This is a genomic window from Paracholeplasma brassicae, from assembly GCF_000967915.1.
Classification (GTDB): domain Bacteria; phylum Bacillota_I; class Bacilli_A; order Acholeplasmatales; family UBA5453; genus Paracholeplasma; species Paracholeplasma brassicae.
Genome location: NC_022549.1, coordinates 530,453 through 554,566, shown reverse-complemented (window position 1 = coordinate 554,566; position 24,114 = coordinate 530,453). Strand labels below are relative to the sequence as shown.

The 24,114-nt window shown below is 35.2% G+C and carries 20 protein-coding genes and 2 pseudogenes; 5 read left to right on the top strand and 17 right to left on the bottom strand.

From position 1 onward, the window contains the following. Window positions 1-69: 69 nt before the first annotated feature. The 6 genes and pseudogenes from BN853_RS02500 to BN853_RS09150 all read right to left on the bottom strand — a co-directional run. Window positions 70-549 carry a Csac_0668 family 2Fe-2S cluster-binding (seleno)protein gene (locus tag BN853_RS02500; RefSeq protein ID WP_052591165.1) on the bottom strand — a complete coding sequence of 160 codons (480 nt, stop codon included), beginning with the start codon at window positions 547-549 and terminating at the stop codon, window positions 70-72. Between the two features lie 143 nt (window positions 550-692). Further along, a complete protein-coding gene (locus BN853_RS02495; protein WP_030004366.1) occupies window positions 693-2,537 on the bottom strand; it encodes a heavy metal translocating P-type ATPase in 1,845 nt (614 codons plus the stop codon). Window positions 2,538-2,552: 15 nt separating this feature from the next. Further along, a complete protein-coding gene (locus tag BN853_RS09110; RefSeq protein WP_003145146.1) occupies window positions 2,553-2,774 on the bottom strand; it encodes a cation transporter in 222 nt (73 codons plus the stop codon). A gap of 145 nt (window positions 2,775-2,919) precedes the next feature. Continuing rightward, window positions 2,920-3,288 (bottom strand): ArsR/SmtB family transcription factor, encoded by a 369-nt coding sequence (locus BN853_RS02485; RefSeq protein WP_030004365.1) that lies wholly within the window; start codon window positions 3,286-3,288, stop codon window positions 2,920-2,922. A 172-nt stretch (window positions 3,289-3,460) separates the two neighbouring features. Further along, a pseudogene (locus BN853_RS08800) lies at window positions 3,461-3,568 on the bottom strand (DUF1413 domain-containing protein); the annotation flags it as partial. A gap of 153 nt (window positions 3,569-3,721) precedes the next feature. Continuing rightward, a pseudogene (locus tag BN853_RS09150) lies at window positions 3,722-4,753 on the bottom strand (recombinase family protein); the annotation flags it as partial. Between BN853_RS09150 and BN853_RS02475 the strand changes: the two are divergent. Together BN853_RS02475 and BN853_RS02470 are read left to right on the top strand one after the other, a co-directional pair. Next, window positions 4,739-5,641 carry a recombinase family protein gene (locus BN853_RS02475; protein WP_084232899.1) on the top strand — a complete coding sequence of 301 codons (903 nt, stop codon included), beginning with the start codon at window positions 4,739-4,741 and terminating at the stop codon, window positions 5,639-5,641. The pseudogene BN853_RS09150 and the gene BN853_RS02475 sit on opposite strands and share 15 nt — an antisense overlap. A gap of 26 nt (window positions 5,642-5,667) precedes the next feature. Further along, window positions 5,668-5,874 (top strand): hypothetical protein, encoded by a 207-nt coding sequence (locus tag BN853_RS02470; RefSeq protein WP_157869926.1) that lies wholly within the window; start codon window positions 5,668-5,670, stop codon window positions 5,872-5,874. Window positions 5,875-6,282: 408 nt separating this feature from the next. On the opposite strand, the gene BN853_RS02465 is transcribed toward BN853_RS02470, so the two are convergent. The 4 genes from BN853_RS02465 to BN853_RS09025 all read right to left on the bottom strand — a co-directional run bounded on the left by BN853_RS02465 (window position 6,283) and on the right by BN853_RS09025 (window position 9,210). After that, complete coding sequence (locus tag BN853_RS02465) at window positions 6,283-7,518, bottom strand: sensor histidine kinase (protein ID WP_030004363.1); 1,236 nt, start codon at window positions 7,516-7,518, stop codon at window positions 6,283-6,285. Then, on the bottom strand, window positions 7,511-8,191 hold the full coding sequence (locus tag BN853_RS02460; RefSeq protein WP_030004362.1) for a response regulator transcription factor: 681 nt from the start codon (window positions 8,189-8,191) through the stop codon (window positions 7,511-7,513). The genes BN853_RS02465 and BN853_RS02460 overlap by 8 nt, the downstream gene beginning before the upstream one ends. Before the next feature lie 76 nt (window positions 8,192-8,267). Next, window positions 8,268-8,879 carry a hypothetical protein gene (locus tag BN853_RS02455; protein WP_030004361.1) on the bottom strand — a complete coding sequence of 204 codons (612 nt, stop codon included), beginning with the start codon at window positions 8,877-8,879 and terminating at the stop codon, window positions 8,268-8,270. A gap of 1 nt (window position 8,880) precedes the next feature. Continuing rightward, the gene (locus tag BN853_RS09025; RefSeq protein ID WP_030004360.1) at window positions 8,881-9,210 is read right to left on the bottom strand and encodes an SHOCT domain-containing protein; all 330 of its coding nucleotides are present in this window, start codon (window positions 9,208-9,210) and stop codon (window positions 8,881-8,883) included. A gap of 135 nt (window positions 9,211-9,345) precedes the next feature. Here BN853_RS09025 and BN853_RS02445 point away from each other — a divergent pair, with 135 nt between their 5' ends. From BN853_RS02445 to BN853_RS02435, 3 genes are read left to right on the top strand one after another with little or no spacing between them, the layout of a single operon-like run. After that, a complete protein-coding gene (locus tag BN853_RS02445) occupies window positions 9,346-9,636 on the top strand; it encodes a metal-sensing transcriptional repressor (protein ID WP_030004359.1) in 291 nt (96 codons plus the stop codon). Window positions 9,637-9,644: 8 nt separating this feature from the next. Beyond that, entirely contained in the window at window positions 9,645-10,202 is a 558-nt protein-coding gene (locus BN853_RS02440) for a CueP family metal-binding protein (RefSeq protein WP_030004358.1), read from the top strand. A gap of 12 nt (window positions 10,203-10,214) precedes the next feature. Further along, window positions 10,215-12,341, top strand: a complete 2,127-nt coding sequence (locus tag BN853_RS02435) for a copper-translocating P-type ATPase (protein ID WP_030004357.1) — start codon at window positions 10,215-10,217, stop codon at window positions 12,339-12,341. A gap of 93 nt (window positions 12,342-12,434) precedes the next feature. On the opposite strand, the gene lgt is transcribed toward BN853_RS02435, so the two are convergent. The 7 genes from lgt to BN853_RS02400 form a co-directional block, all read right to left on the bottom strand. After that, window positions 12,435-13,364, bottom strand: a complete 930-nt coding sequence (gene lgt, locus BN853_RS02430; RefSeq protein ID WP_052591157.1) for a prolipoprotein diacylglyceryl transferase — start codon at window positions 13,362-13,364, stop codon at window positions 12,435-12,437. Further along, window positions 13,348-15,822: a heavy metal translocating P-type ATPase gene (locus BN853_RS02425; RefSeq protein WP_030004355.1), complete on the bottom strand. Its 2,475-nt coding sequence runs from the start codon at window positions 15,820-15,822 to the stop codon at window positions 13,348-13,350. The genes lgt and BN853_RS02425 overlap by 17 nt, the downstream gene beginning before the upstream one ends. A 4-nt stretch (window positions 15,823-15,826) precedes the next feature. Continuing rightward, window positions 15,827-16,054 (bottom strand): heavy-metal-associated domain-containing protein, encoded by a 228-nt coding sequence (locus tag BN853_RS02420; RefSeq protein WP_030004354.1) that lies wholly within the window; start codon window positions 16,052-16,054, stop codon window positions 15,827-15,829. A gap of 58 nt (window positions 16,055-16,112) precedes the next feature. Beyond that, window positions 16,113-17,039 carry a hypothetical protein gene (locus tag BN853_RS02415; RefSeq protein WP_030004353.1) on the bottom strand — a complete coding sequence of 309 codons (927 nt, stop codon included), beginning with the start codon at window positions 17,037-17,039 and terminating at the stop codon, window positions 16,113-16,115. Between the two features lie 226 nt (window positions 17,040-17,265). Then, window positions 17,266-18,624 (bottom strand): 23S rRNA (uracil(1939)-C(5))-methyltransferase RlmD, encoded by a 1,359-nt coding sequence (rlmD, locus tag BN853_RS02410; protein ID WP_030004352.1) that lies wholly within the window; start codon window positions 18,622-18,624, stop codon window positions 17,266-17,268. Window positions 18,625-18,713: 89 nt separating this feature from the next. After that, window positions 18,714-21,986 carry a GH36-type glycosyl hydrolase domain-containing protein gene (locus BN853_RS02405; RefSeq protein WP_030004351.1) on the bottom strand — a complete coding sequence of 1,091 codons (3,273 nt, stop codon included), beginning with the start codon at window positions 21,984-21,986 and terminating at the stop codon, window positions 18,714-18,716. Next, on the bottom strand, window positions 21,986-24,109 hold the full coding sequence (locus BN853_RS02400; protein WP_030004350.1) for a glycoside hydrolase family 3 N-terminal domain-containing protein: 2,124 nt from the start codon (window positions 24,107-24,109) through the stop codon (window positions 21,986-21,988). Before BN853_RS02400 ends, BN853_RS02405 begins: the two co-directional genes overlap by 1 nt. Window positions 24,110-24,114 lie beyond the last annotated feature (5 nt).

Sequence of the window (24,114 nt, the reverse complement as noted above, 5' to 3'; positions counted from 1 at the left end):
CATATCCACACTCGTAGTTGGAAACATATCCAACATTGGCTCTCGTTTGTGGGAAGATATCAACTCAAATCATTTTATGGTTAATCCCTTATCAATGGCTTCCTGAATAATCTTATGACAACATACCCCCAAAGGATTGTTTTCCTTACAAAGCGAATTTTTCATTGTTCCAGTTATGGCATTTACTTCTTTAACGGTTTTCGCACCATGCTTTACAACTGCTTCAATTACCTGATCTTCTGTGACTTTGCTGCAATAACAAGCATACTTAGGATCTGCATCTTTCTTAAACCAGATAGGAACCCTAACTTGGTCTTTTAAGAATTTTATTTCTTTATCTAAGTTATAGTAAATAACGTCGCAGTCCTCATTCATGCATATCTTATATTGATCTCCATCAACGGCATTACGATAATCATCTGTCACCAAGTGTTCAACGGTTATCCTACTAACTGTTACTCCTTCATTATTACAGACAGGGCAACGCTCCTTTGTTCTATTTAAATTTTGTGTGATACATTCACAGCAACATTCATCAATAACTTTCAATTACATAACCTCCATATCTTTAAAACCATTTAATTCAAGGTAAATCCCAACCAATTTTCATTTATAGTTTTTAAATTAAAAAATACCCCTTGATTGTATCGTCAATTATCGGTATCATTCAAGGGGTGAATAGGAAAAATAGTTTATAGATTCTTTACATTCAAAGCTCTAAAAGCATTTAATACTGCAATGATAGTTACACCTACATCTGCAAATATTGCTGCCCACATAGTAGTTATTCCAAAAGCACTCAAAATAAGAACAATTATTTTTATTCCAATTGCAAATACTATGTTTTGATGTGCAATTTTTAGTGTCTTTTTAGAAATCTTCATTGCAGTAGCTATTTTCGATGGCTCATCAGTCATAATTACAATATCAGCAGCTTCAATGGCCGCATCAGAACCTAAACCACCCATTGCTATTCCAATGTCTGCACGAGCTAATACAGGTGCATCATTGATTCCGTCACCAACAAAAGCAAGTTTACCTTTTTTAGATTTTTGCGAAAATAATTCTTCTAGTTTATCAACTTTGTCTGCTGGCAACAGTTCTGCATAAACCTTATCAAGACCAAGCTCTTTAGCAACTTTTGAACCAACACTTTTATTATCACCTGTCAACATAACTGTTTGTTTAATACTAGCTGCCTTAAGTTCCTTGATTGCTTGTGCTGAATCTTCCTTTACCTCATCGGCAATTACAATGTAACCTATATATTTGTTATTAACAGCAACATGTACAACAGTACCGATCAGCTCTCCCTTGAAATAAGGGATATCCATCATTTTCATAAGTTTGATATTTCCTGCCATAACCTTTTTGCCATCTACTGTTGCAATAACACCATGACCTGATATCTCTTCTACATCTGAAATACGTCCATTGTCTATTTCTTTACCATATGCACGTTTCAGTGAAAGTGAAATCGGATGATTGGAATAGCTTTCAACATATGCAGTTAATTCTAGTAGCTCTTCTTTGGAAACTCCTTCTGGATGAATTTCCTGTACATTAAATACACCTTTCGTTAGTGTTCCAGTTTTATCAAAAACAACAATTTCAGTTTCTGCTAATGCCTCTAAATAGTTACTCCCCTTGACTAAAATACCTTTTTTTGAGGCTCCACCTATTCCACCGAAGAAACTCAAAGGAATTGAAATAACTAAAGCACACGGACAGGATACCACAAGGAATGCTAGTGCTCTATATATCCAATCACTAAAAGTCGCCCCGTCTATAACAAGAGGCGGTATAATAGCTAGAAAAACTGCAATTATAACCACAACCGGTGTATAATATCTCGCAAACTTCGTAATAAATTGTTCTGAATTGGATTTTTTACTACTTGCATTTTCAACTAAATCAAGAATTTTACTTACAGTAGATTCTCCAAATTCCTTGGTAACCTCTGCTGTAATAACCCCATTAATGTTGATGCACCCACTTAGGATATCACTTCCAACTTCTACTTCACGAGGAACAGATTCGCCTGTTAGTGCCGATGTATCAATCATTGAACTTCCCTCAATTACCTTGCCATCAAGAGGAATTTTTTCTCCTGCTTTAATTACAATAATATCTCCAATTTGTACTTCATCTGGGTCAACTTTGACAAGTTCATCACCTTTTTTAACATTTGCATAATCTGGTCGAATATCCATAAGGCTTGCAATTGACTTTCTCGACTTGCCAACTGCATAGCTTTGAAACAGTTCTCCAACTTGATAAAACAGCATAACTGCAACACCTTCAGGATACTCACCAATAAAAAATGCACCAATTGTTGCAATACTCATTAAAAAGTTTTCATCGAAAACTTGACCTTTAAAAATATTTTTTACAGCTCTTTTTACAACATCTCCACCTACAATAATGTAACTTATTATAAAGAGAGCAATCTGTAACCATTCGTTATTTAAATTAAGCAATACTGCTGTAGCTAACACGGCTGCACCAATAATTATTCGCCATAGTCGTTTTGTCATACTAAATAGCCTCCTTTAAGCCTTTTTCATAGTTGTATCGGGTTCGATTTTTTTAACTATTTTTTCGGCCTCTGCTATTATTGTTGGCATTTTTTCATCCTCACCATCAATAACGAGTTTTGTGGTCATAAAGTTAACAGTAGCTTCTTTTACTCCATCAAGCTCATTAATAGCCTTTTCCATTTTTGCCGCGCAATTTGCACAATCTAAACCTTCAAGTATAAATTTCTTTTTCATTATTAAATCCTCCTAAATATTATTTGTAATTTTATTTTGAATACTACAAGTCTTTTTCAAATTTTCTTGAAGCATTGCTCATTTGAAATGAAGACTTAAATATATGCCCAAATATCTTCAAAAAATATTCTATTCTACCGCATTACTACTTCTCGTTGATATGAATTAGACCTTGGCCAAATATTTCTCTTACATGATCATCAACTAATGAATAATATACTACTTTGCCTTCTTTTCTGTTTTTCACTAAATTAGCTTGTTTTAAGACTCTCAGCTGATGGGAAATTGCTGATTGTGTCATGTTAAGTAATACAGCGATATCACAAACACACATTTCAGCTTCATGTAAAGCCCATAATATCCTGATTCGTGTTGAATCTCCAAATACTTTAAATAATTCTGCTAGATCATAAAGGCTTTCTTCTTGAGGCATTTTATCTCTAACTTGATTTACAATATCCTCATGAATTACATTGCAGTCACATCTTTCAATTGAATTAAATTTTTTAGTCATATTATCACCTCTTTTTAAATCATTTCATCTGAATACTTGAACAAGCATTCATACGTTGTATATTTATTATATTATTGTTTTTCTCTTGTGTCAATAGTTATATGAGCATTTATTCAAGTGTTTTTTATATTATTTAAAATATCTCAAAAACATCTTCTAAGACATTAGTACCATCCTTTCTCGGTATCCTGTTCCATACATATCCTTTAAACAAATCCTTAAAAATAAAGACTTCACCTTCGTACAAGTTTTCGGTTTCTTTAATAGCTTCATCTAGCAGCTTATTACATCACTCATGTGGTCAACTCCTTATCAATAACCTTATAAACAACATTTTTGATAATATCACATGTATAAATCATGTAAAAGTCAATGCAAAAACCGACAATCAAGAGAACCTAACTCTTAATTGACGGTTTATATTAGTATTAAATCATACTTCCATTTCAATTCCAGATTTAAAGCATATTACAAAGTGGTCATCATAAACACTAACATTCTGGATAATCTTCCTTACTAGGGTATCATCATATCTCAGAGTACGGTATTTGTTCCTGCGGATAAATCCTATAAGTTCGTCGATCCGATCATTCTCACCACTTAAGGATGCATCTTCCACAAGTAAACTCTGACGCTTTTCACGAAGACTATCTATCTCATCTGCGAGAAAATCGTAATCTTTACCCTTGTTGGCAAGGCTGATCACTTCTTTCTGCTTTTCTTCAAGCAAAGCATTAATCTCTGAAATCTTATATTCTACGGTGTCGCCAATTACCGCATGGATGTTTTCTTCTAGTGTTCTTATCATGTTATCTCCACCGGCAAGGAGTCTATTAATGGCAGTCATAACCGCATCATATAAATCTCCTTCTTTTACCGTCCGGTTCTTGCACGTTTCAGGGCCTTGCTCGATTCTTGTGACACATCGCCATACAAACTCTTTTCTACCGCGTATATTCCAATACACCCGTCTGTAAATGTCCCCGCAATCCCCGCAGAAGGTTATGGTGCTCAAAGCATATTTACTGCTATAGATTCTTTTGTTTTTATCTGTTCCTGTGTAAATATTATTCCTGCGATGAAGTTCTTCCTGAGCCTGTAAAAATAGTTCCTTTGGTATGGTCGCTTCATGGCTATTTTCAACATAATACTGTGGGACATGGCCTTCATTCTTAACTCTTTTCTTTGTTAGAAAATCCACGGTGAAGGTCTTGTGTAATAGGGCATCCCCGATGTACTTTTCATTCAAGAGAATCTTCTTGATGGTCTCCATTCGCCATCTTGGTTTTCCTGCAGCTGTCGAAATACCGTCCTTCTAAAGATCCCTACCAATGCCTGCTAGGCTTTTACCCTCAAGGTACTCTCTGTAAATGCGCTTAATAATTTCAGCCTCTTCAGGTACAATGATTAGGTTTCCTTCTTCATCTTTTGTGTACCCCATAAATCGATTGTGGTTGTACCTGAGGAAGCACAGATTGTTAAACTCATATTCAATTTGTACATTAGTGATTTTGGTCCAGCTAAAATTGCAGAGCAACTCATTGAGATGGGTGCAAAGACAGGTGCTGGTAAAAGAAAGTGGCGACTTTCAACGATTACAACCATTCTAAAAAATGAAAAATACATGGGTGATATGCTGCAGCAAAAAACAATCAGTATAGACTACCTGAACCACACAAGAGTTAAGAATAAAAATCATGCACCTACTTATTATACAGAGAATAGTCATGAGGCAATCATTGATAAAGAAACATTTGAACTAGCTCAACGCATTAGAAAAGATAGAGCTAAGGTACGAATCGGTGAAGATAAGAACCTCTCAAAATATGGTAGAACGTATCCTTTAACAGCAATGATTATTTGTAGTGAATGCGGCAGAACATTAAAAAGACGTTACTGGAACTACGGTAAGCCATCACAAAGGGTGATGCAACAGTGCGGTAGCTACATTGATGGTAAGGCAAACTGTAGCGCCAAGGCGAGTCGTCAAGATCTTATTGAAGCAACAACAATCCATATGCTAAACAAAGTCTTCTTAAAAGATCTAGATATCATGTCAACCATTCAAAGGGTAATTAAATCAACCATCAAAGTCGATGATGTCCAAGGTATCATTGAAAGGTTAACATTAGAAAGAGATGAAAACGAAATAGCATTATCAAACTTAATTGATACAAAAGTAAAAACACCAGATATTCCAGAATCAATATTTAATGCAAAGTATAGAGAATATTCTGATCGACTTAAATTTCTAACCGCAGAGATTAACAAGCTTGAACTTGAACACGTAAAAAATTACGACACCAAAAAACGTATGGATAAAATAGGTGAGATTTTAGGTAAAAGAATTTAGTCATCGATGTGCTAGATTTTGATATATTGAGTACATTTATAACATTCATCTATAAAATGATACCAGTCAGTCCAAATGAGATCGTATACTGTATTGCTGGAACCAAGAATTATTCAGACAATGAGTTCAAAGAACGACGTTTTGAGTTCTTAAAAACTGAACCAATCATTGTGGAAACATATCACACAAAGGGTGGCTTAACTAAGATGTTTACCCTAGGTGTAGTGATATAATTTTTTAGCAAAAAGATGTGCTCACACTCAAGAAAATATATGCTTTGAGCATAGTTTGATGACCCACAATGATTTCGATATGTTTCCACATTGGGCAAAAAGTAAAAAAGAAGCATTTATCCCAGTTTTTAAGGGATAAATGCTTCTTTTTCTATTTTATGAATGGCTTTGTTAAGCTGTTTTTAAAGAAAGCAGTGTCACACTTTCAACGTGCGTGGAGTATATCTGATTGCTCGAAAATTTGTCGGTTCGTGTATGTCGGAAACATATTTTTAGCCATTTTATGTTCCCCAATTCCAGACTTTTTCTGGTGTGGGAACATATTATATAATATATCTAACATTAATGATGAGAAACATATTCATTTGCTACACTCATTTGATTTATACTTCGATGAATTTCTACTTTTTATTGAGGAAATTGAATTGTTATCTTGCTTCCATATCCAATAACACTATCTATTTGCATGTTTGCACCTAATTTTTGAACTATATCTTTTACGAACTGTAAACCCAAACCACTACCTTTATCGTTCAATTTCATTGCTTCTACTGAACGATAAGGTCCTTTTAAGATATTTTGTATTGTTTCGATGGTCATGCCAATCCCTTCATCTTCAACAACCAATTTTCTGTTTTTATTATGAACAGAGATTGAGATATTTGATTGAGGATTCGAATAATAAAAAGCATTGAATAATAGATGTTCAATTAAACGCTCTAGATCTTTATCAGAAATATTAATTGATAATCTGTCTAGTTCCAGCGATATAGTAATGTGTTTACTTTCAAATATTTCCTTGTACTTATTTGCATATCTGTTAATAAATAGAGAAACATCCTGTATATATGGTAGTTCAACATAGTCAAGTTCGATAAACTTAGGGATTAGGTTCATTATTTTAACTGTTTCTGCTTGAATGTCCAAAAATACATCTTTAGTTGGATTCAGTTTTTCATTAACTAATGAATCCGCATAAATTCGGATAACTGAAAGGGGTGTTTTGATATCATGCGCAATACTTTTGATATGAGACTCATAAACGGATCTTTGTTTTTCTCTTTGGATTTGACCATTCATTAGTTGAAGGTGCAATTGCTTTATTTCTTTATACGAGAAAACCGAACTTTCTGACTCAATATTGTTTAAATCCAACTTTAACTTGGTATTTTCATTCCTCAGAAACTTATATAAAATATACATACCAAAGGCAAACAAAATAATGGAGGTTAAATTTAATCCAATGAATCCATAAAGTATATCTATACCTAATTTGGAGGACTCAAAGTTGACTGCGATATATCCAAGAAGAATGTCATCATAATATACAGGTTCATACTTTTGCAATCTCGCATCAAAATCATTAGAGAAAATGGTTTGCTCTGTAATGTTTTTGAAATGAATTGTTACATCATTATTATGTGTATAGTGCTCCAAATATATGATTAAAGTGTCGAAGTTCTCTTCAGTTGATAGATGAGCAGTCATATTATATAGTGCATCGTATTGTCTTGCAATTTCTTTTTGAAATTGGTTATTTGAAAATAAATAAAAGGCAATATTCAGGATAAAAATGGTTGATAGAAATATGAAGAGTACTTTTTTAAAGATTTGAGAAATAAGGAGGCTCTTTATACTATTCATCCTTTACCCCCACAAACTGATATCCAATCCCATAATGCGTTTTTATATATGATAGTTCGGAAGCAGGATCTATTTTTTTTCTAATGTTTTTTATGAAAACGTCTATTACACGGTCATAAGCATCACTATTTGAAAAACACTGCTCAATAATCATGTCTCTAGAAAAGACAACGTTAGGATTTGAAAGCAAATGCAATAAGACATCATACTCATACTGTGTTAAATTGATTAATTGATTGTTCACAAAAACCTCTCTACTTAAGGGTAGAACTTTTAGATGTGAATGATTAAATGTGTAGATTGTTGGATGATTAACAACAAGTCTTTTTTCAACATTTTTGAGTTTAGCCATGACCTCATCAATTGAAAAAGGCTTAATCATATAATCATCTGCCCCAAGTGTGATGACATCGACACGGTCTTTGATATCAATTTTAGCTGATAATACGATAATATAGACATCGGATACTTTGCGTATTTGTTTGATTAGTTCTTCTCCTTGTATTCCAGGAAGCATTAAATCTAAGAGAATAATATCAAACTTTTCATGATGAACTGCTGCAAGTGCATCTTCTCCATTATAAACTTGCTTGACTACATGACCATCTTTGAGTGCGTACATCGCTAATAATTGATTGATTTTTGGATAATCTTCAACAACCAATACTTTCATTAAAATCACTTCCTATGTGAATATTATACAACAACAACAAAATATGGGTGAGTATGTTTACCCACCGAAAACCTATTTATTCATTCGGTTGAACCAAAATTAGTAGTTGTTTAACTAAATTTGACTTAATTTCTTTTATGTTCTCTACAAGTTCTTGAACGGTTAGATTTGATAAATCTAAATTCATAATAGCTTCTGCAAATTGTAAATCCAATCTACTTCTTTGAGTATCATTCGAATGAACATACAACCATTCATAAGTACTAGAATCATTCTGGTATCCACAATTTACATATGGATCATTTCCGCTATATCCCATCATGTTACCACCCATCATGCCATATCGATAAGTTGAGTAATCGAATTGAACATCATCTAAAAATTCAGATTTAATCTGATTAATCAATTCAACAATTTGTTCAATATTTTTTTGTTGAACATCTGCGGTTTTTATCTCATTAGCAAAACCAAAATCTATCCTTTCTCGTTCTTCAATGGGTAGATGAAGATAAATTTCTTCCATACTATTATGAATATAGTCAGATCCCATCATGCCATGTTGGCTGTAGTTGAAATTGATAGTATCACTGTTAATATCACGTGAATACGCATTCACTGCACCCATTGTTAACGCGCCTAAGAACCCAACAGCAATAGTTAGTCCGAAAGCAATCAATCCTTTTCTCATATTATTTATCCCTCAATTTCTCTATTAATTTTTCATATTCATCAATAGTTATCTCACCTTTTGCAAGGCGAGACTTTAACAACTCAATTGCTCGATCATTTCTGCATTCACTGCGATAACTAAAACCATTTATAGCAAAGTAAATCACACCAATCCAAAATATACCCATTGCTAACATTCCGAACGGCATACCCCAACCTCCCACCATATGACCATAGTACGGATAATCACTATTATTTGCCCTTTGTGGTGAAAAATACCAAAAAACGATAGCAACGATAACCAATAATCCTATAAAAACCCCTAAAAAGATACCTTGTTTTTTATTCATCTTACTCACCTCGATTATATTATACAAAACAATTATGAATATAAAATGAATGTAAAAATATTATTGCATTTTTATATTACCATGATATAATGTACTTGTATACCCCTCCCGTGGTGGGGTTCAAGGAGGAAAACTATGAGTCAATCGCATCAACATAACACAAAACACATGAATGAGAAAAAAATCAAGCAGTTACTAAAAACTGGACGAGGTCAAATGGAAGGCATACTCAAAATGTATGAGGAAGGAAGATACTGTATAGATATCTCAAAGCAGATACTATCAGTTATTGCTGTGCTTCAAAATGCTAACGCATTAATATTAAACGATCATATTAGTACATGCGTTACAGAAGCTATTTTCGAACAAAAGGGCAAAGAAAAAATTGATGAAATCACTGAAATTTTAGTGAAATACTTAAGATGAGGTCTATGATGAAAAAGAAAGTACTAATCGGTTTATCTATATTGATAGCATTTATTGGAGTTATTGCTTTTGTAGCAGCAAATTCACCAAATCGAAATGATTTCTTGGCAAAATATGATTTAGAGGGTATGACGGTAAAAGAAATAGTAGCCTATTTAGAGAATGATTTGAATGAACCCACAAATTTTAGTGCTGCAATAACAGGATCCAAATTGCTTCTAGGTGATTCTCAACAGCAAGTGGAACTAGAACTACCTAAAGGTCAGTTTTATCTCTCATTTGCGCCTTATGTCAATCAAACACATCCTTGTGGTAATCATAATTTAGTCACCTGTCGTGGAGAGTTAAAAAACAAATCTTTTGAAGTTAAGATTGTTGATTCTCAAACAAATACTGTCATCATTGAAAGAACGATTATAAGCAGTTCAAATGGATTTGCTGGTATTTGGTTACCTGAAAATAAACGTTTTCAAGTCACCGTATCATATGGGAATTTAACTGCAACTGAGGAAGTTTCAACTTTTACTAGTTCAAATACGTGTCTTACAACACTTAAACTGGCCTAAAGGAGGCAAATTATGGACAAGCATGAACACAATCATCATCATCACAAAGATAATAAAAACGAGCATATCGATCACAACAAAGTAGGCATGAATCATGAAACACAAGATGCACATCATCACCACCATGAAGAAATTCATCATCACCATCACAAAGATAGTCAAAAGCATACTGAACATCAAAATCATGATAATCACCACGACCATCATGCTATGATGGTTAAAGATTTTAAAAGAAGATTTTTGATATCACTAATATTATTAGTTCCAATTTTAACGCTATCACCTATGATTCAAGAATTCCTTGAATTAAATCTAAGATTTACTGGAGACTTATACATTCTTTTGATACTCAGTACGGTGTTATTTATTTATGGAGGATCCCCATTTTTCAAGGGTACATTTGAAGAAATGAAACAGAAAGCACCAGCCATGATGTCTCTCATTGGCCTTGCTATTGTCGTCTCATATATCTATAGTGCATATACCGTCATATTCCAAACCGGTCAAGACTTTTTCTGGGAGTTATCGACACTCATCTCAATCATGCTACTCGGTCACTGGATTGAAATGAAGTCTGTATTAGGTGCATCAAGAGCTTTAGAAGAACTCTTAAAACTGATGCCTGAAGAAGCTCACGTCATCGATCAAGATGGTCACATCAATGATATATCAATCACTCAAGTTAAAGTAGGTATGATTTTATTAGTCAGACCTGGAGAAAAGGTTCCTATTGACGGAAAAATCATAGAAGGAAAGTCATCTGTAAACGAATCCATGTTAACCGGTGAATCCGTTCCTGTCGATAAATCACCTGGTGACGAATTAATAGGTGGCTCAATCAATGCTGAAGGTTCACTGAAGTATAAAGTGACACGTATTGGTGATGAGACATTTCTCTCTCAAGTCATTAAACTCGTCAGGGATGCTCAAAAAACACGTTCAAAAACACAAAGAATAGCAGATATTGCAGCAAAATACTTATTCTATGTTGCTTTATTGGGCGGAGTATCAACATTTGTAATTTGGACGTTACTAGGTAAAGATATTGGATTCGCTATGGAAAGAGCAGTTACTGTTGTCATCATTTCATGCCCGCATGCACTTGGGTTGGCTACGCCACTCGTTACTGCCGTTTCATCAAGCATTGGTGCAAAGCATGGTTTACTCATTCGAAATAGGGCTAACTTCGAAAATGCACGTAAAATCAATACGATTGTATTTGATAAAACAGGCACACTCACCAAAGGAGAATTTGGAATTTCAAAAATCGAAGGTCTTAGTCTAAGTGAAAACGAACTTCTATCATTAGCTTATGCCATCGAGAATGAATCTGAGCATCCTATTGCAAAAGCGATAGTTAGAGCAGCAAAAGATAGAAAAGTACAACTTCAAAAAGGTAGAGACATCAAAGCAATTCCTGGTAAAGGCCTTGTTGGTATAGTACAACAATCAACTGTCGAAATTGTGAGTCCGGGTTATATTAAAGAGTTAAATATACCATTTGATAACAGCACATATGAAACATTAGCGAATCAAGGTAACACTGTTATTTTTGTCCTTAAGGATAAAAACTTGATCGGCTATATCGCTTTAAATGATATGATTCGAGAAACCTCGCAGGAAGCGATTGAATCACTTAAAGAAATGGGCATCGATTCATACATGCTTACAGGGGATAATCAAAAAGTTGCAAATGAAGTTGCCAAAAAAATAGGTATAAAAAATGTATTTGCAGAGGTTTTACCTGATCAAAAATCGGATAAGATTGAATCACTCACAAAAGAGGGACGTCTAGTAGCTATGACTGGTGATGGCATCAATGATGCACCAGCATTAGCAAAAGCACATCTTGGTATTGCTATTGGAGCAGGTACAGATGTCGCGATTGAAACTGCAGATGTCATCCTTGTTAAGAGTAATCCAATGGATGTCGTAAATATCATAAAACTTTCTAAATCAACCTATAAGAAAATGATTCAAAACCTCGTATGGGCAACAGGATATAATATTATTGCTATTCCTTTAGCTGCTGGTGTTTTAAGTTCTATCGGTATTCTATTAAGTCCTGCAGTTGGAGCAGTATTAATGTCACTTAGTACAGTCATTGTAGCAATCAACGCCCGTTTGCTAAAAATATAGAATTATCATAAGAGAGTGAGTCTAATAAACTCACTTTTTCTATATAAAAATGCCAGAGAACAATTTTGATCTCTGGCATTTCGTTATTGATTGTTATGATGTTACATTGACTAAATCTACTTGATAGGGAAGATTTTTCATCTTTAGTCGGCTAAAAAACAAATACACTACACCTAGAGCAACAAAAACGAGTGACATTATTATATTTACCGGAATATCCATAATCATCAGTGCATCTCCATATGCACCATTGACTCTCATCGGCTCAATGATTATTCCTCTACCTAAACCGTACCATATCAAATAAAGTCCAAGATTTTCACCTACTTTGAGCAAACGTTTCTTCTTTAAAATGATCAGTGTGACAAGCATAGATAGGTTCCACAAACCTTCATATAAAAAGGTAGGATGATGAACAACATTACCTAGAGTCATTTGTTCAACAATGAATTTAGGCAATATGTCAATAACCCAGGCTGATTGAATTGCTGGTCCGTAGGCTTCATGGTTCATGAAATTTCCAAATCTACCAACGATTTGTCCAATGAGAAATCCTATCATCAACGTATCTATAAGTGGCAATAATTTAATTTTTTTGATCTTACAAAAAATAGGTACAAAAACTAGAGTGGTAATGATTGCTCCATGAATCGCTAAGCCACCTTTTGAAATATTGATTATGTCTAGAAACGTCTTATAATGTGGAATTGGATCAAATAACACATAGTAAAGTCTAGCTCCTAAAATTGCTAAAGGTAACCCAATTAAGAGACCGTCATAGATAATATCCTTAGGATAATTTAAACGATTGAGTTCATTTTGACTATAATATGCCGCTATAAATACTCCTGTCAAAATGAAAATTGCATACCAATAGATTTGAATGCTACCAAAATCAATTGCTACTCTTGAATAGGGGGCGCTACTCTGGCTTCCTATCGCAAGAAACAAGACCATCAAAAAGATGTGAATCATGATCATATATTGATGATGTTGATGCTTTGTATTATGATGAGTGTGCATGTACTAACTCCTTATCAACTTTTAAGAATGAATGCTTTTTGAGTCTAAGTGAATTATAGATAACATTAAGTGAGCTGATTGACATTGCAGCAGCACCAATCATTGGATGTAATAAGCCTAACATCGCAAATGGGATTGCAATCGCATTATAAAACCATGCCCAAAAATAGTTTTGTTTAATCTTTGTAAAGATCGCTTTCGATAACTGAATGGACGTAAGCAGTGTATGTAACTCACCAGAGACCAATGTAACATCTGCTGCTTCTTTTGCAATATCAGTACCTGTTCCAATTGCAATACCCACATTAGCTTGTTTTAGCGCTGGTGCGTCATTAATACCATCACCGACCATTGCAACTAATCCAAACTCGCTTTGTAGTTTTGAAATTTCGCTTACTTTTCCTTCGGGTAAAACATCAGATATAATTCGCGTTATACCAGCTTTTTTCGCAATTGCAAGAGCAGTTCTTGAATTGTCTCCCGTAATCATAGCAGTCGTTATACCAAGATTTTCAATTGCCCGAATAACATATGTAGCCTCAGGTTTTAATGCATCTGCAACAGCAATGATTCCAAGTATCTCTAGATCATCTGCTAGAATCATCACCGTTTTAGCTTCATTTTCTAGTTGTTGCATCGTTGATTCTAATCCATCATAAGAATGACCAATCGATTTGATTAGTTTTCTGTTACCAAAATAATATGTCTTATTATCTAGAATACCTTTTATACCCATGCCAGATATGGCTTCAAAATCTATAGGATTTGAAAGTTTTTGATTGGCTTTTTTGGCATCTTCGATAATTGCCATTGCTAATGGATGCTCTGATCCTGTTTCAAGTGATCCAGCGACATGCATCATTTGATGTTCACTTATACCTATAGCATGCTTGTCAGTCACTACGGGTTTCCCATATGTTAACGTGCCAGTTTTATCAAAAGCAATGGCTTTGATATCCTTAAGTGTTTGAACTGCTTCACCGTTGCGAATCAGAATACCTTTTTCTGCGCCAACACCACTACCAACCATTAACGCTGTAGGCGTTCCAAGTCCAAGTGCACATGGACATGCGATAACTAACACAGCAGTCGCAGTAATAAATGCTAACGTTAATGGAGTTTGATCTGTGTTAATCCAAGGTAAGATAGTTCCCATATACTCTAAGATACTCAGATGGAAATTTTGAAAAATTAAAAAAGAACTGAACGTGAGTACTGTTAAAACCATAATTGCTGGCACAAAGTAGGATGTGATTCTATCGGCAAATTCTTGTATAGGCACTTTGGACCCCTGACAAGCTTCAACCATTTCAATAACTTGAGATAAGAATGTTTCTTTACCAACTTTAGTAACTTCTACTTTGAGCAAGCCATCTTTATTAATGGTTGCTCCGATGACATTGTCACCCACATGCTTTTTGACCGGCATCGATTCACCTGTTGCAATCGATTCATCAATTAAACTTTTACCTTCAATAATCATTCCGTCTGTTGGTATTTTTTCGCCTGGTCTAATAATCATGATATCTTTAACACTGAGTTCATTCGTTAAAACTTCGATCTCATTGCCATCGACTAAAATGCGTGCAGTTTTCGCACCTAGTTCCATTAATTTTTTGATGGCTTGGGATGCTTTTCCTTTAGCCTTACTTTCCAGGAATTTTCCAATCAAGTGAAATGTCATAATTGTTGTTGCCATTTCGATAAATGTTGTGATTGGGAAAAACAATCCTGTGAGACCGATGAGATAGGGTGGAATAGATCCGAGTGACACAAGGACATCCATATTCGGTTTCAATGATTTAAGAGAGTAATAACTTCCTCTGTGCACGTGACGGCCAATGATAAATATGACTGGGAAACCCAGTATGGCAATGATCCAAGTGTATAATGGAATTTTAACAACAAACATGTGAATCAGCATGAGTGACATCATCAAAATAGTTATTGTTGAACTCAATTGAACTCTTTTTTTAGCGGAATTCATCTTGAGTGTATCAGGATCAACCGTTTCATCCTTTGTTACTTCGAGACTAATCTTATATCCAATGTTTTGGATACGGTGTTTGATGTCACTAAAACGAATGACGCGATCATCATATTGAATGGTAACTTTCTCCGTAGCGAGATTAACATGAGCATCAATAATCCCATCCATCTTCAACAGTGTATTATCAATACTGTTTGCGCATGTTGCACAACTCATTCCATCAACTCTGGCAGTCACAGTCTTATGATTGTTTTCGATAGTAATGAGTTCATATCCTATCCCCTTAACAGCATTCATTGCAAGATTTGAACTAAAACTGTTATCATCAAATTGAATTGTTGCAGTTTCAGTTGCTAAATTCACAGAAACATCAATTATCCCTTCAACTTTTCTTAATGCTTTTTCAACATGGTTGACACACGAAGCACAAGTCATACCATTCACTCGATATTTAATATTACTCGACATTTTATTATTCCTCTTCGATGGTCGTTAAGTATTCGACTTGATATCCTGTTTGAACAATTGCTTCAAGATACATACTTGAATTGGGTTTTTCCTCTTCAGTCAATACTTTTGCAATATGTGTTGAAAAATTAATATCAACATTGATTGCTCCCGCTGATTTTAAAGCTAAAGTAATGCGATTGATGCATCCGATGCAATGGATATCTCCGATTCTATAAATTAGCGTTGCCATAAGTAATTCCTCCTTTTTTACCCCTCCCGTGGTGGGGTGTAATCTATACTATATCAAACTATTCATTAGATGTCAATCCTTCATCTTCTAAATAGTAGATGTGTCTAATTCCATCTGTGTTTTCTACATAAGCAGTAATATATGTATCCTTTGATAAGATAAGATCATTAACAGTTGTTACAAAACCATTATCATTTAGGGTTTTTGGATAGTTTTTATCTGAACTATTCTTACTTAACCCATATCTGTATGAACGACTTATAAAATCAGTAAAGTAGAATTTGTTTTTTGTGTCCATAATGAAAAGGAAATTATATAATGAACGATTTTCTAAATGTTCATTGGCATATGACATAGTTTGATCCAGTTTTTCTTCATCTATATTATTTACTCTTAATACTACGAATTTTTCTCTGTAATAAGAACCATAATAAGGATATGACAAGTCGTTCTCTCCTCTAAAATATGGCAACATCCAATAATTAGTAGAAGATTGTCTTACACCAACTGAATAATCATGTGTACCATCTGAAGGGTCTTTGATTATATCAAAGATACTTTCATCATCTTTTGGGAAGCCTACAGCTTCAATGAATTGATTGTTACCATTATTCAGTGCAGCGTGTCCTCCAACAAAAAAACTCATCAATTGATGAAAACCGAATATGTTTGGAAAAGGTGATTCCTGAGTCACAAATATATCCCCTTTTTTACCAATAAATGGTTCATCTTTGGTTGTATAAAAAAGGCTACGTGTATCCGCTTTCTCATATTCATTGATTCTTTCGACTGGGTGATACATTCTTATTTCTTCCATCCCATTATCAAAATAGATGGTTACTGTCTCTCCCTCTATACCTCGTTCTTTAAAATCTCTTATTAACTGATTGACTTTTATATTTTGATTAAGTCCTTGCAAGAATATTGAAACGGATAAAATAAGTACAATTAGAAAAAACCTTTTACGTATTTTTTTTACTTTCATGTTGAATACCTCATAATCAATATACAATAATAATGTGAACGAATTATGAATAAATAATAGTACTTCGAATGTGAACTGATACCAAAAACCTGTACTTAGTGTAAACATAAATATATGCTTAAAGCATATATTTATGTTTACACATTACACAAAAATTATAAAAAGAAGCATTTAACCCAGTTTTTAAGGGGTAAATGCTTCTTGTTCTATTTTATTTATGTCTTTGTTATGCCGTTTTTAATGTAAGTAATGTCACACTCTCAACGTGACTTGTATAAGGAAACATATCGAGTGGTGTGATTGATTTAACTTCATAAGCTTTTAATAACTCATCTAGGTCTTTAGCTAATGTCGATGGGTTACATGAAGCATAAACAATCTTCTTCGGTTTATGTTTTAATAAGAAGTCCGTCACTGCACGGCCTAAGCCAGTTCTTGGTGGATCAAAAACAATCACATCAGGTTTGATGTTTCTGTTCTTATTAAGTACTTCTTTAACATCACCTAGCATTGGTATAATGTTTTCTTGATTATTTTCTTTAATGGTCTCAATCGCACTTTCGTGTGATGCTTTTAATGCTTCAATGGCGTACACTTTTTTCACATGCGGTGCAACGTACAAGGCAATCGGTGCGATCCCACTATAAGCATCCACAACGATGTCGTTTTTAGTAAATTCGCCTTTTTCAACAATCAGTTGATAAAGTTTGTCTGCTTGTGTGGTGTTTAATTGGAAGAATGCGTCTGGTTTTAGCTTAAATGTAATACCGTTCATTTCTTCAGTGACAGTTTCATTACCAGCAATTAATGTTTTATCATTAGTGAAGAATTCTCTAGATTTAACATCTTTGTTAATGACTTCATAAACCGAGCTAACTTCAACAAATTTTTCTTTCATGTATTTACCAAGTTCAATGACGTCTTCTGAGGATTCATTAACGATGAATGAGATTTGGATTTCATTGGTTAGTTTGGTTTTACGAATGACGATAAAACGGATGTTGCCTCCACGATTAAAGGCATTCATTTTTCGTTTTTCCATTTGATTTAAAATCAAGTTGAAAAACTTGTTGATGTCATTGTCTTGTACTGGGCAGTCCTTAAAATCAACTAAGTGATTTGTGCCTGCTTGATACATACCGATGACGTTCTTACCATCTTTATATTGAACTGGTAAGCTTGCTTTATTACGGTAGTGACTTGGGTTATCCATCCCAATCGCTTTATCTACTTTTTTGGTATTAAACGGTACTTTGACGTAGCGTTTAATCGCTTGTAGAATTAAGTCTCTTTTATGTAGTAACGTATCTTCATACGCCATGTGTTGGGTTTGACATCCCCCACATTCAAAGTAGATTGGACAAAATGGCGTGATACGACTTTTGCTTTCTTTGATGGTTTTAATCAGTTTGGCTTTATAATATGTTTTAAAATCATCCGTGATTTCAACGTAGGCTAATTCGCCTGGTAGGGCGTAATCAACAAAAACGGCTTTTTTTTCATAATAGCCGATGCCTTCCCCATTAATTCCTAATTTTTTGATTTCTAATTCAATTTGTGAACCTGTGTTTAATCTATTTTCCATATTGTGTACCTCTATTTCTATTATATCAAATAAGTATTGATTTCAAACGTGAAAAAGGACACAAATGCACTTTGTGTCCTAAAACAGGTTTAAAAATAGTACGTGATGTTAATTGTTTCTTGTTGATTGATGAACGCATCATCAATCAAGAACCCGGCGTTTCTATATTGGTTTTGTTGCTTTGTCATTGGAATCTTTTTGCCATTGATTTCTAGGCTTACAGATTCACTCTTGAGATAGCGAATGTGTAGTTTCTTACCCTGATAATGATAAGTAACTTCGGTTTGATCAAACGCTTCTTTTAGCATTGGGTCAAGGTAGAGTTTATTATCTAAGACTTTAATCCCTAAGATGTTACGGATCACTTGATTGATGTAGATACCTGGACCAGAGGAATACAAGCGCCAGCCTTGTTTGACTTCAATCTTACCTTCTTTAACCAAATGGAAGTTCTTCTTCGCTTCGTAGCGGTCGTTAAACTTCGCATCACTGGATGAAAAATACACGTTTGATTGACGATAAGAGGCATTTTTAACGGAGTCTTTGATGTTGATTGGATTAACTTCAAAAAGTGCGTCAAATGCGTCTTTTTCTTTGCCTAAGATGGTCATTGCTTCAATGTATCTTAGGTGAGCATGTACGTATTGAATACCAATTTCTCTACCGAAGTTAGCGGCAGTTTCTGCTCTTTGGAAATACGTTTTTTTACCACCTTGATACGTGACAGCGGTATTCATTAAACGAACCCCATCCGGGTGTTTTAAATGTGTTTTGATTAAGTCATGATACTTGTTGGCTTGTTCTTTTGTGATCATTTGTGAAATGATTGGACGTTTTAACGCAAGCAAACGGTAATTCAGACCGGTGTTTAAATCACTTGGGTGAAGTAAGTACTCAAGGTGATCGTCTTCAATGACCACAAACCCTGCAGGTACGTTTTCTTTGACTAAGTATTTATTATAATCCGTTGATACCGCTTCTTTTAATTGCTTCAGCTCATAACTAAAACGGTCATCTACTGATTTAACCTCTTCTTCTAAGATCGCAAGTGCGTCATAGAAAAGGGCAACAGTCCAACCAGAGACCATTTTATCGGTTAGTTTTTGATTGGCCGGTTGAAGGGTATCGTCCCAGTCACCCCCACCATAGCGTGGGAGGTTTGTGTTTGGAATGAAACTCTTTTTAATGGATTCAAGTGTGAACTTCACGTGATCTAGCAAGCTTACTGTTTCTTTCGTAAATTCATTTTTAGACTTTGACATATAAGCGACTTGTTCCATCAATATCGAGGTATCTTTTGTCATCTTCAAATAGTGAGCAAGCGTTCTGATTGGCCACATGATAATATCCCCATGCGATTCATGTGCTTGAATTCTAAAGTACTTGTCAAACATGAACCATTGCGGGAAGTCCCCATCTTCAATGAATTGACGTGAAAAGACTTTAAGCAGAATTTCTCTGACAAGATCGAATCGTTGAGCACTCATAAAGAGTTCCACTGGCCCTTGACACACGTCTCTAGTTCCCCAAGCGGCCCCGTTATATTGTTCAAGTCCATGTGGGCTTGCGTAATGGGTTAATGCGTTGTTGGTATACCAAAAGACCGTATCTGATAATTTATCAATGAATTGATGCATTGCTTTGTTTTTTACTTGGATACCCGTTAACAAATCAATGAATGAAACGGCTTCTTTAAAGGATCTATCAAAGTCGATGTCTTGGTTTGTAAATGTGTCATTGAAGGTTGCTTCTAGATTGATTTGTAGGTTACTAACACCTTCATAGGTAAAACAAATCAAACTTTGATCTTCATCAAATCCAAACACATCTCGTCCCATTTTTATGGTTGAACCAAACGTATTGAACTGGTATTTTAAACTTGGGTAGTGCGCCATGATCATTTGATTTTCTTTGGCATCGACAATCAAAGTGTCTTTGTTAAGGGTATATGAAATGTTCGTTTCGTATTCGTTGGTATTCATCGTCAGTTGATTTGAAACGATGACGTCGTAGGTTTTGTGATTCTTTGATTCAAGGGTTGTTTTTTCCACTAGGGTGTCTTCGTTTGAATACACACAAACCGTCAATTCGTCGTCTTCGATGACATAGACCCATTTTGCGTAGTTGATACCTATCTCATAAAAAGAAGGCATCGCAAGTAGCACATAGCGACCATCGATTTTAACGTAGATACGCATCCCACTAATTTTAGTCACGTTTAAAAAGCTTCTCACGTCACCGGTTAGTTTATGAAAATTAGTGTTACCTAAAACCACATGTGAGTTAAATACACCATAAATGAAGTTGGTCGTTGCCATCACGTTTTCGCTCGCGTGTAAAAGATCCCCATGTAGTATCAAGTGCCCATGTGGACGTTCAACCAAACGTTCTTTTTCTTTTAAGACCACGTGGACATGATCATCCTTGAAAAATGATAATAACTTGCCATCTTTTTCTTCAACATGTCTTAGGTTAATACCTTCAAAATACGCTTGATTGACTTCTTTTGTTTGTAATACGTTTGTCGAATCAATTCGGTTTTTCTCATCATATAACCCATTAAATGAAACAAAGGCTTTAATTACCTCATATGGTTTTACTTTCTCTATTTTTGTCGTCACATCTTCATGTGAAGACAAATAAAGGCCATAAAACGAGAAGGTTTCTTCTTTTTTAAGCTCAAAGCTCTCTGTTTGTAAGGCGATGTATGGAAACTCGTATTGGTAATTGACGTTTTTAAGTGTTTCTTCTAATAATACCTCAGGAATGCCGGTTTCTTTATAGCTTAACCCAAAGAATTGGAACCCATCGGTTTGATAAGCAACGGTTTTGTTAAGTGACCCAATCTGTAAAAATTGTGGGTCGCCTTGGTTTTGTCTTGAACAAATGGTATACCCTAACTCATCTTTAAATGCTTTATGGTCGATGTACTGCGCGGTATACGCCTCACTGCTTTGAATTGAACCCTTACTCGCAATACCTAAATCTTGTGCGTAGATTAAGTCGTAAGTCCCTTCATGTTTACTTAATGTCACATCGTAGTGCCAAAGGTTATCCTCTAAGCTTAAAACCACTTGATAAGAAACACCTAGAGCGATGCCTTGATAGTAGGCTTTGTTGTCTTTTAGGCAAAAACCACCTTTAGAAAAGACACCAATCAGTTTTTCGTATTGATACCCATCTAAGTCTTTTCTTCTTAGGTAAATATTTGAAAATTGCCCATCGATTAAATTCCCAGATAGTAGATTAATTTGGTTATGACCTGAGGTAATTTTAAAAATATCCCCGGTCTTTAATAATTCAATTTGAAGTTTATCTGAGTTTAAACTTGTCGTTTGAAACGCTGTTTTTAATATACTCATCAAAGCTTACCTTCTTTCATTGTTATTTTTGTTTCTAGGGTACTTGTTGAACTATTACCCACGTATAGGATGAAATCCCCAGCGTCACTCTCGAAGCTTAAATCTCTGTGCACGTATGAAAATGCTTCATCGTCTAGCAGAAACTCTAGTGTGACGGTTTCGTTTTTCTTAACGAATACCTTGTTAAAGGCTTTTAACTCTTTGACAGGTCTTGAGACTTCTGCGACCAAATCCCTTAAGTACACTTGAACGACTTCATAGCCATCAAACGCTGAGGTGTTTGTCACATCAATTGAAAATTGAAACGTTTCGCCTTTATAAAAAACAGCATTTTTGACGATTAAGTTCGAAAATTCAAATTGACTATACGATAAACCATAGCCAAAACTAAACAGTGGGTCATTCTTTTCATCTAGGTAGAATGAGGTGTATTCGTTGCCATCGTTTTTATACGGACGGCCCGTATTTAAATAGTTATAGTAGATTGGTACTTGACCAACGTTTCGTGGAAAACTCATCGGCAGTTTGCCTGAAGGGTTTTTTTCATTATATAAAAGCATCGCAATCGCCTCACTTGAACAGGTGCCTAAAAAGAACGTCTCTAGGATGGCATTTGATTGGTCAATTACCCCACTTAAATCAAGGGGTCTACCATTAAACAAGACTAAAACAATCTTCTTATTGAACTGTTTTAAGTCATTGATAAAGCGTTCTTGTTGGTTCGAAAGCTTTATGTTTGTTTTGCTGTGGGCTTCGCCACTTTCTCTTCTTGATTCACCAATCGCAACCACAAGTATGTCTGAATCATTGATGCTTGTTTCATCTAACAAATGAGCTTCTAAGGTGTCATTCACATAAAGTGAGGCAGCATAACCATTTAAGACGTCATCTAGGCTGTTGTTATCGCTAGGGTTACCATGCCAACTCCACGGACCGATCGTGTCTTTTGAGGTCGCGTAGTTTCCAAGCAGGGCTACCCTCATCTCTTTTTTAAGTGGCAGTGTGCCACCGTCATTTTTTAACAAGACTGCCGATTCTAAGGCAACTTCTAAGCTTGCCTTTTTATGCGCCTCTGATAAGACCAATTGTTTAGCCTTTGTAACGGATGCCCCTTTATAAGGGTTATCAAATAAGCCTAAGTCTCTTTTGAGTTCTAAAACTCTCAAAACGGCTTCATCGATGAGAGCGATATCGACTTTGTTTTCTTGAATTAAGGCTGGTAGGTTTCTAAAATATGCTGCCGTTGCCATTTCAATATCAAGACCGGCAATGATGCCTTGTCTTGCCGCGTCTTTTTCATCTTTTGAGGTGCCATGTTCAATGGTCTCTTTTAATGAATCATAATCCGAAATGACCACCCCATCAAACTGGTATTGGTCTCTTAAGACCTCACGCAGTAAGTAGGCGTTTGTGGTGGCAGGTACACCCTCAATTAAATTAAAGGCAGTCATCACAAGTCTTGCACCTGCATCTAGTGCTTTTTTATACCCGGTGAGGTAGTACTGGTGTAGGTTTAGTCTTGAGACGTCTGTGGTATTGTAGTCTCTACCTGCTTCACTCAAACCATAGCCAGCAAAGTGTTTCACACAGCTAGCCAAATTACCTTCTTTATCGATGCCATCGTGTTGATAACCTTGAACCATACTTGCTGCTAATACACCATTTAAGTATGGATCTTCCCCAAAGCCTTCAACGACTCTGCCCCACCTTGGGTCTCTGGTTAAGTCTGCCATCGGTGAGAAGGTGACGTGGATGCCAGCCGTCTGTGCTTCGATACTTGAAATACGTGCTGCCTTTTTAACCAAATTTGGGTTAAAAGCGGCCGCCATTGCCAATGGCACAGGAAAAATGGTTTTATACCCATGGATGATGTCAGCCATAAACATGAGTGGGATTTTGTGTCTGGATTTTTCTAAATAGGTTTTTTGAACCTCAATCATTTCTTCTGCGTCTTTGATGCCTAAAACAGAACCGGTTAAGAAGATTTCTTCTTCACTAATCCCAAGATCTAAGAGTGGTCCAAAGACGTTTTTATCGATTTTTTCAATGTAGAAGAACGGGGCAATTTGGATTAATTGCCCAATTTTTTCTTCAAGTGTTAATGTGCTAACTAAGTCTTTCATTAAAT

Excerpts from the sequence above, each read along its gene's own strand:
- BN853_RS09110 (WP_003145146.1), bottom strand. The coding sequence starts at position 2,774 with ATGAAAAAGAAATTTATACTTGAAGGTTTAGATTGTGCAAATTGCGCG.
- BN853_RS02420 (WP_030004354.1), bottom strand. The coding sequence starts at position 16,054 with ATGGCAACGCTAATTTATAGAATCGGAGATATCCATTGCATCGGATGC.
- BN853_RS02485 (WP_030004365.1), bottom strand. The coding sequence starts at position 3,288 with ATGACTAAAAAATTTAATTCAATTGAAAGATGTGACTGCAATGTAATT.
- BN853_RS02440 (WP_030004358.1), top strand. The coding sequence starts at position 9,645 with ATGAAAAAGAAAGTACTAATCGGTTTATCTATATTGATAGCATTTATT.
- BN853_RS02465 (WP_030004363.1), bottom strand. The coding sequence starts at position 7,518 with ATGAATAGTATAAAGAGCCTCCTTATTTCTCAAATCTTTAAAAAAGTA.
- BN853_RS02495 (WP_030004366.1), bottom strand. The coding sequence starts at position 2,537 with ATGACAAAACGACTATGGCGAATAATTATTGGTGCAGCCGTGTTAGCT.
- BN853_RS02425 (WP_030004355.1), bottom strand. The coding sequence starts at position 15,822 with ATGTCGAGTAATATTAAATATCGAGTGAATGGTATGACTTGTGCTTCG.
- lgt (WP_052591157.1), bottom strand. The coding sequence starts at position 13,364 with ATGCACACTCATCATAATACAAAGCATCAACATCATCAATATATGATC.
- BN853_RS02435 (WP_030004357.1), top strand. The coding sequence starts at position 10,215 with ATGGACAAGCATGAACACAATCATCATCATCACAAAGATAATAAAAAC.
- BN853_RS02400 (WP_030004350.1), bottom strand. The coding sequence starts at position 24,109 with ATGAAAGACTTAGTTAGCACATTAACACTTGAAGAAAAAATTGGGCAA.
- BN853_RS02460 (WP_030004362.1), bottom strand. The coding sequence starts at position 8,191 with ATGAAAGTATTGGTTGTTGAAGATTATCCAAAAATCAATCAATTATTA.
- BN853_RS02405 (WP_030004351.1), bottom strand. The coding sequence starts at position 21,986 with ATGAGTATATTAAAAACAGCGTTTCAAACGACAAGTTTAAACTCAGAT.
- BN853_RS09025 (WP_030004360.1), bottom strand. The coding sequence starts at position 9,210 with ATGAATAAAAAACAAGGTATCTTTTTAGGGGTTTTTATAGGATTATTG.
- BN853_RS02415 (WP_030004353.1), bottom strand. The coding sequence starts at position 17,039 with ATGAAAGTAAAAAAAATACGTAAAAGGTTTTTTCTAATTGTACTTATT.
- BN853_RS02445 (WP_030004359.1), top strand. The coding sequence starts at position 9,346 with ATGAGTCAATCGCATCAACATAACACAAAACACATGAATGAGAAAAAA.
- BN853_RS02455 (WP_030004361.1), bottom strand. The coding sequence starts at position 8,879 with ATGAGAAAAGGATTGATTGCTTTCGGACTAACTATTGCTGTTGGGTTC.
- rlmD (WP_030004352.1), bottom strand. The coding sequence starts at position 18,624 with ATGGAAAATAGATTAAACACAGGTTCACAAATTGAATTAGAAATCAAA.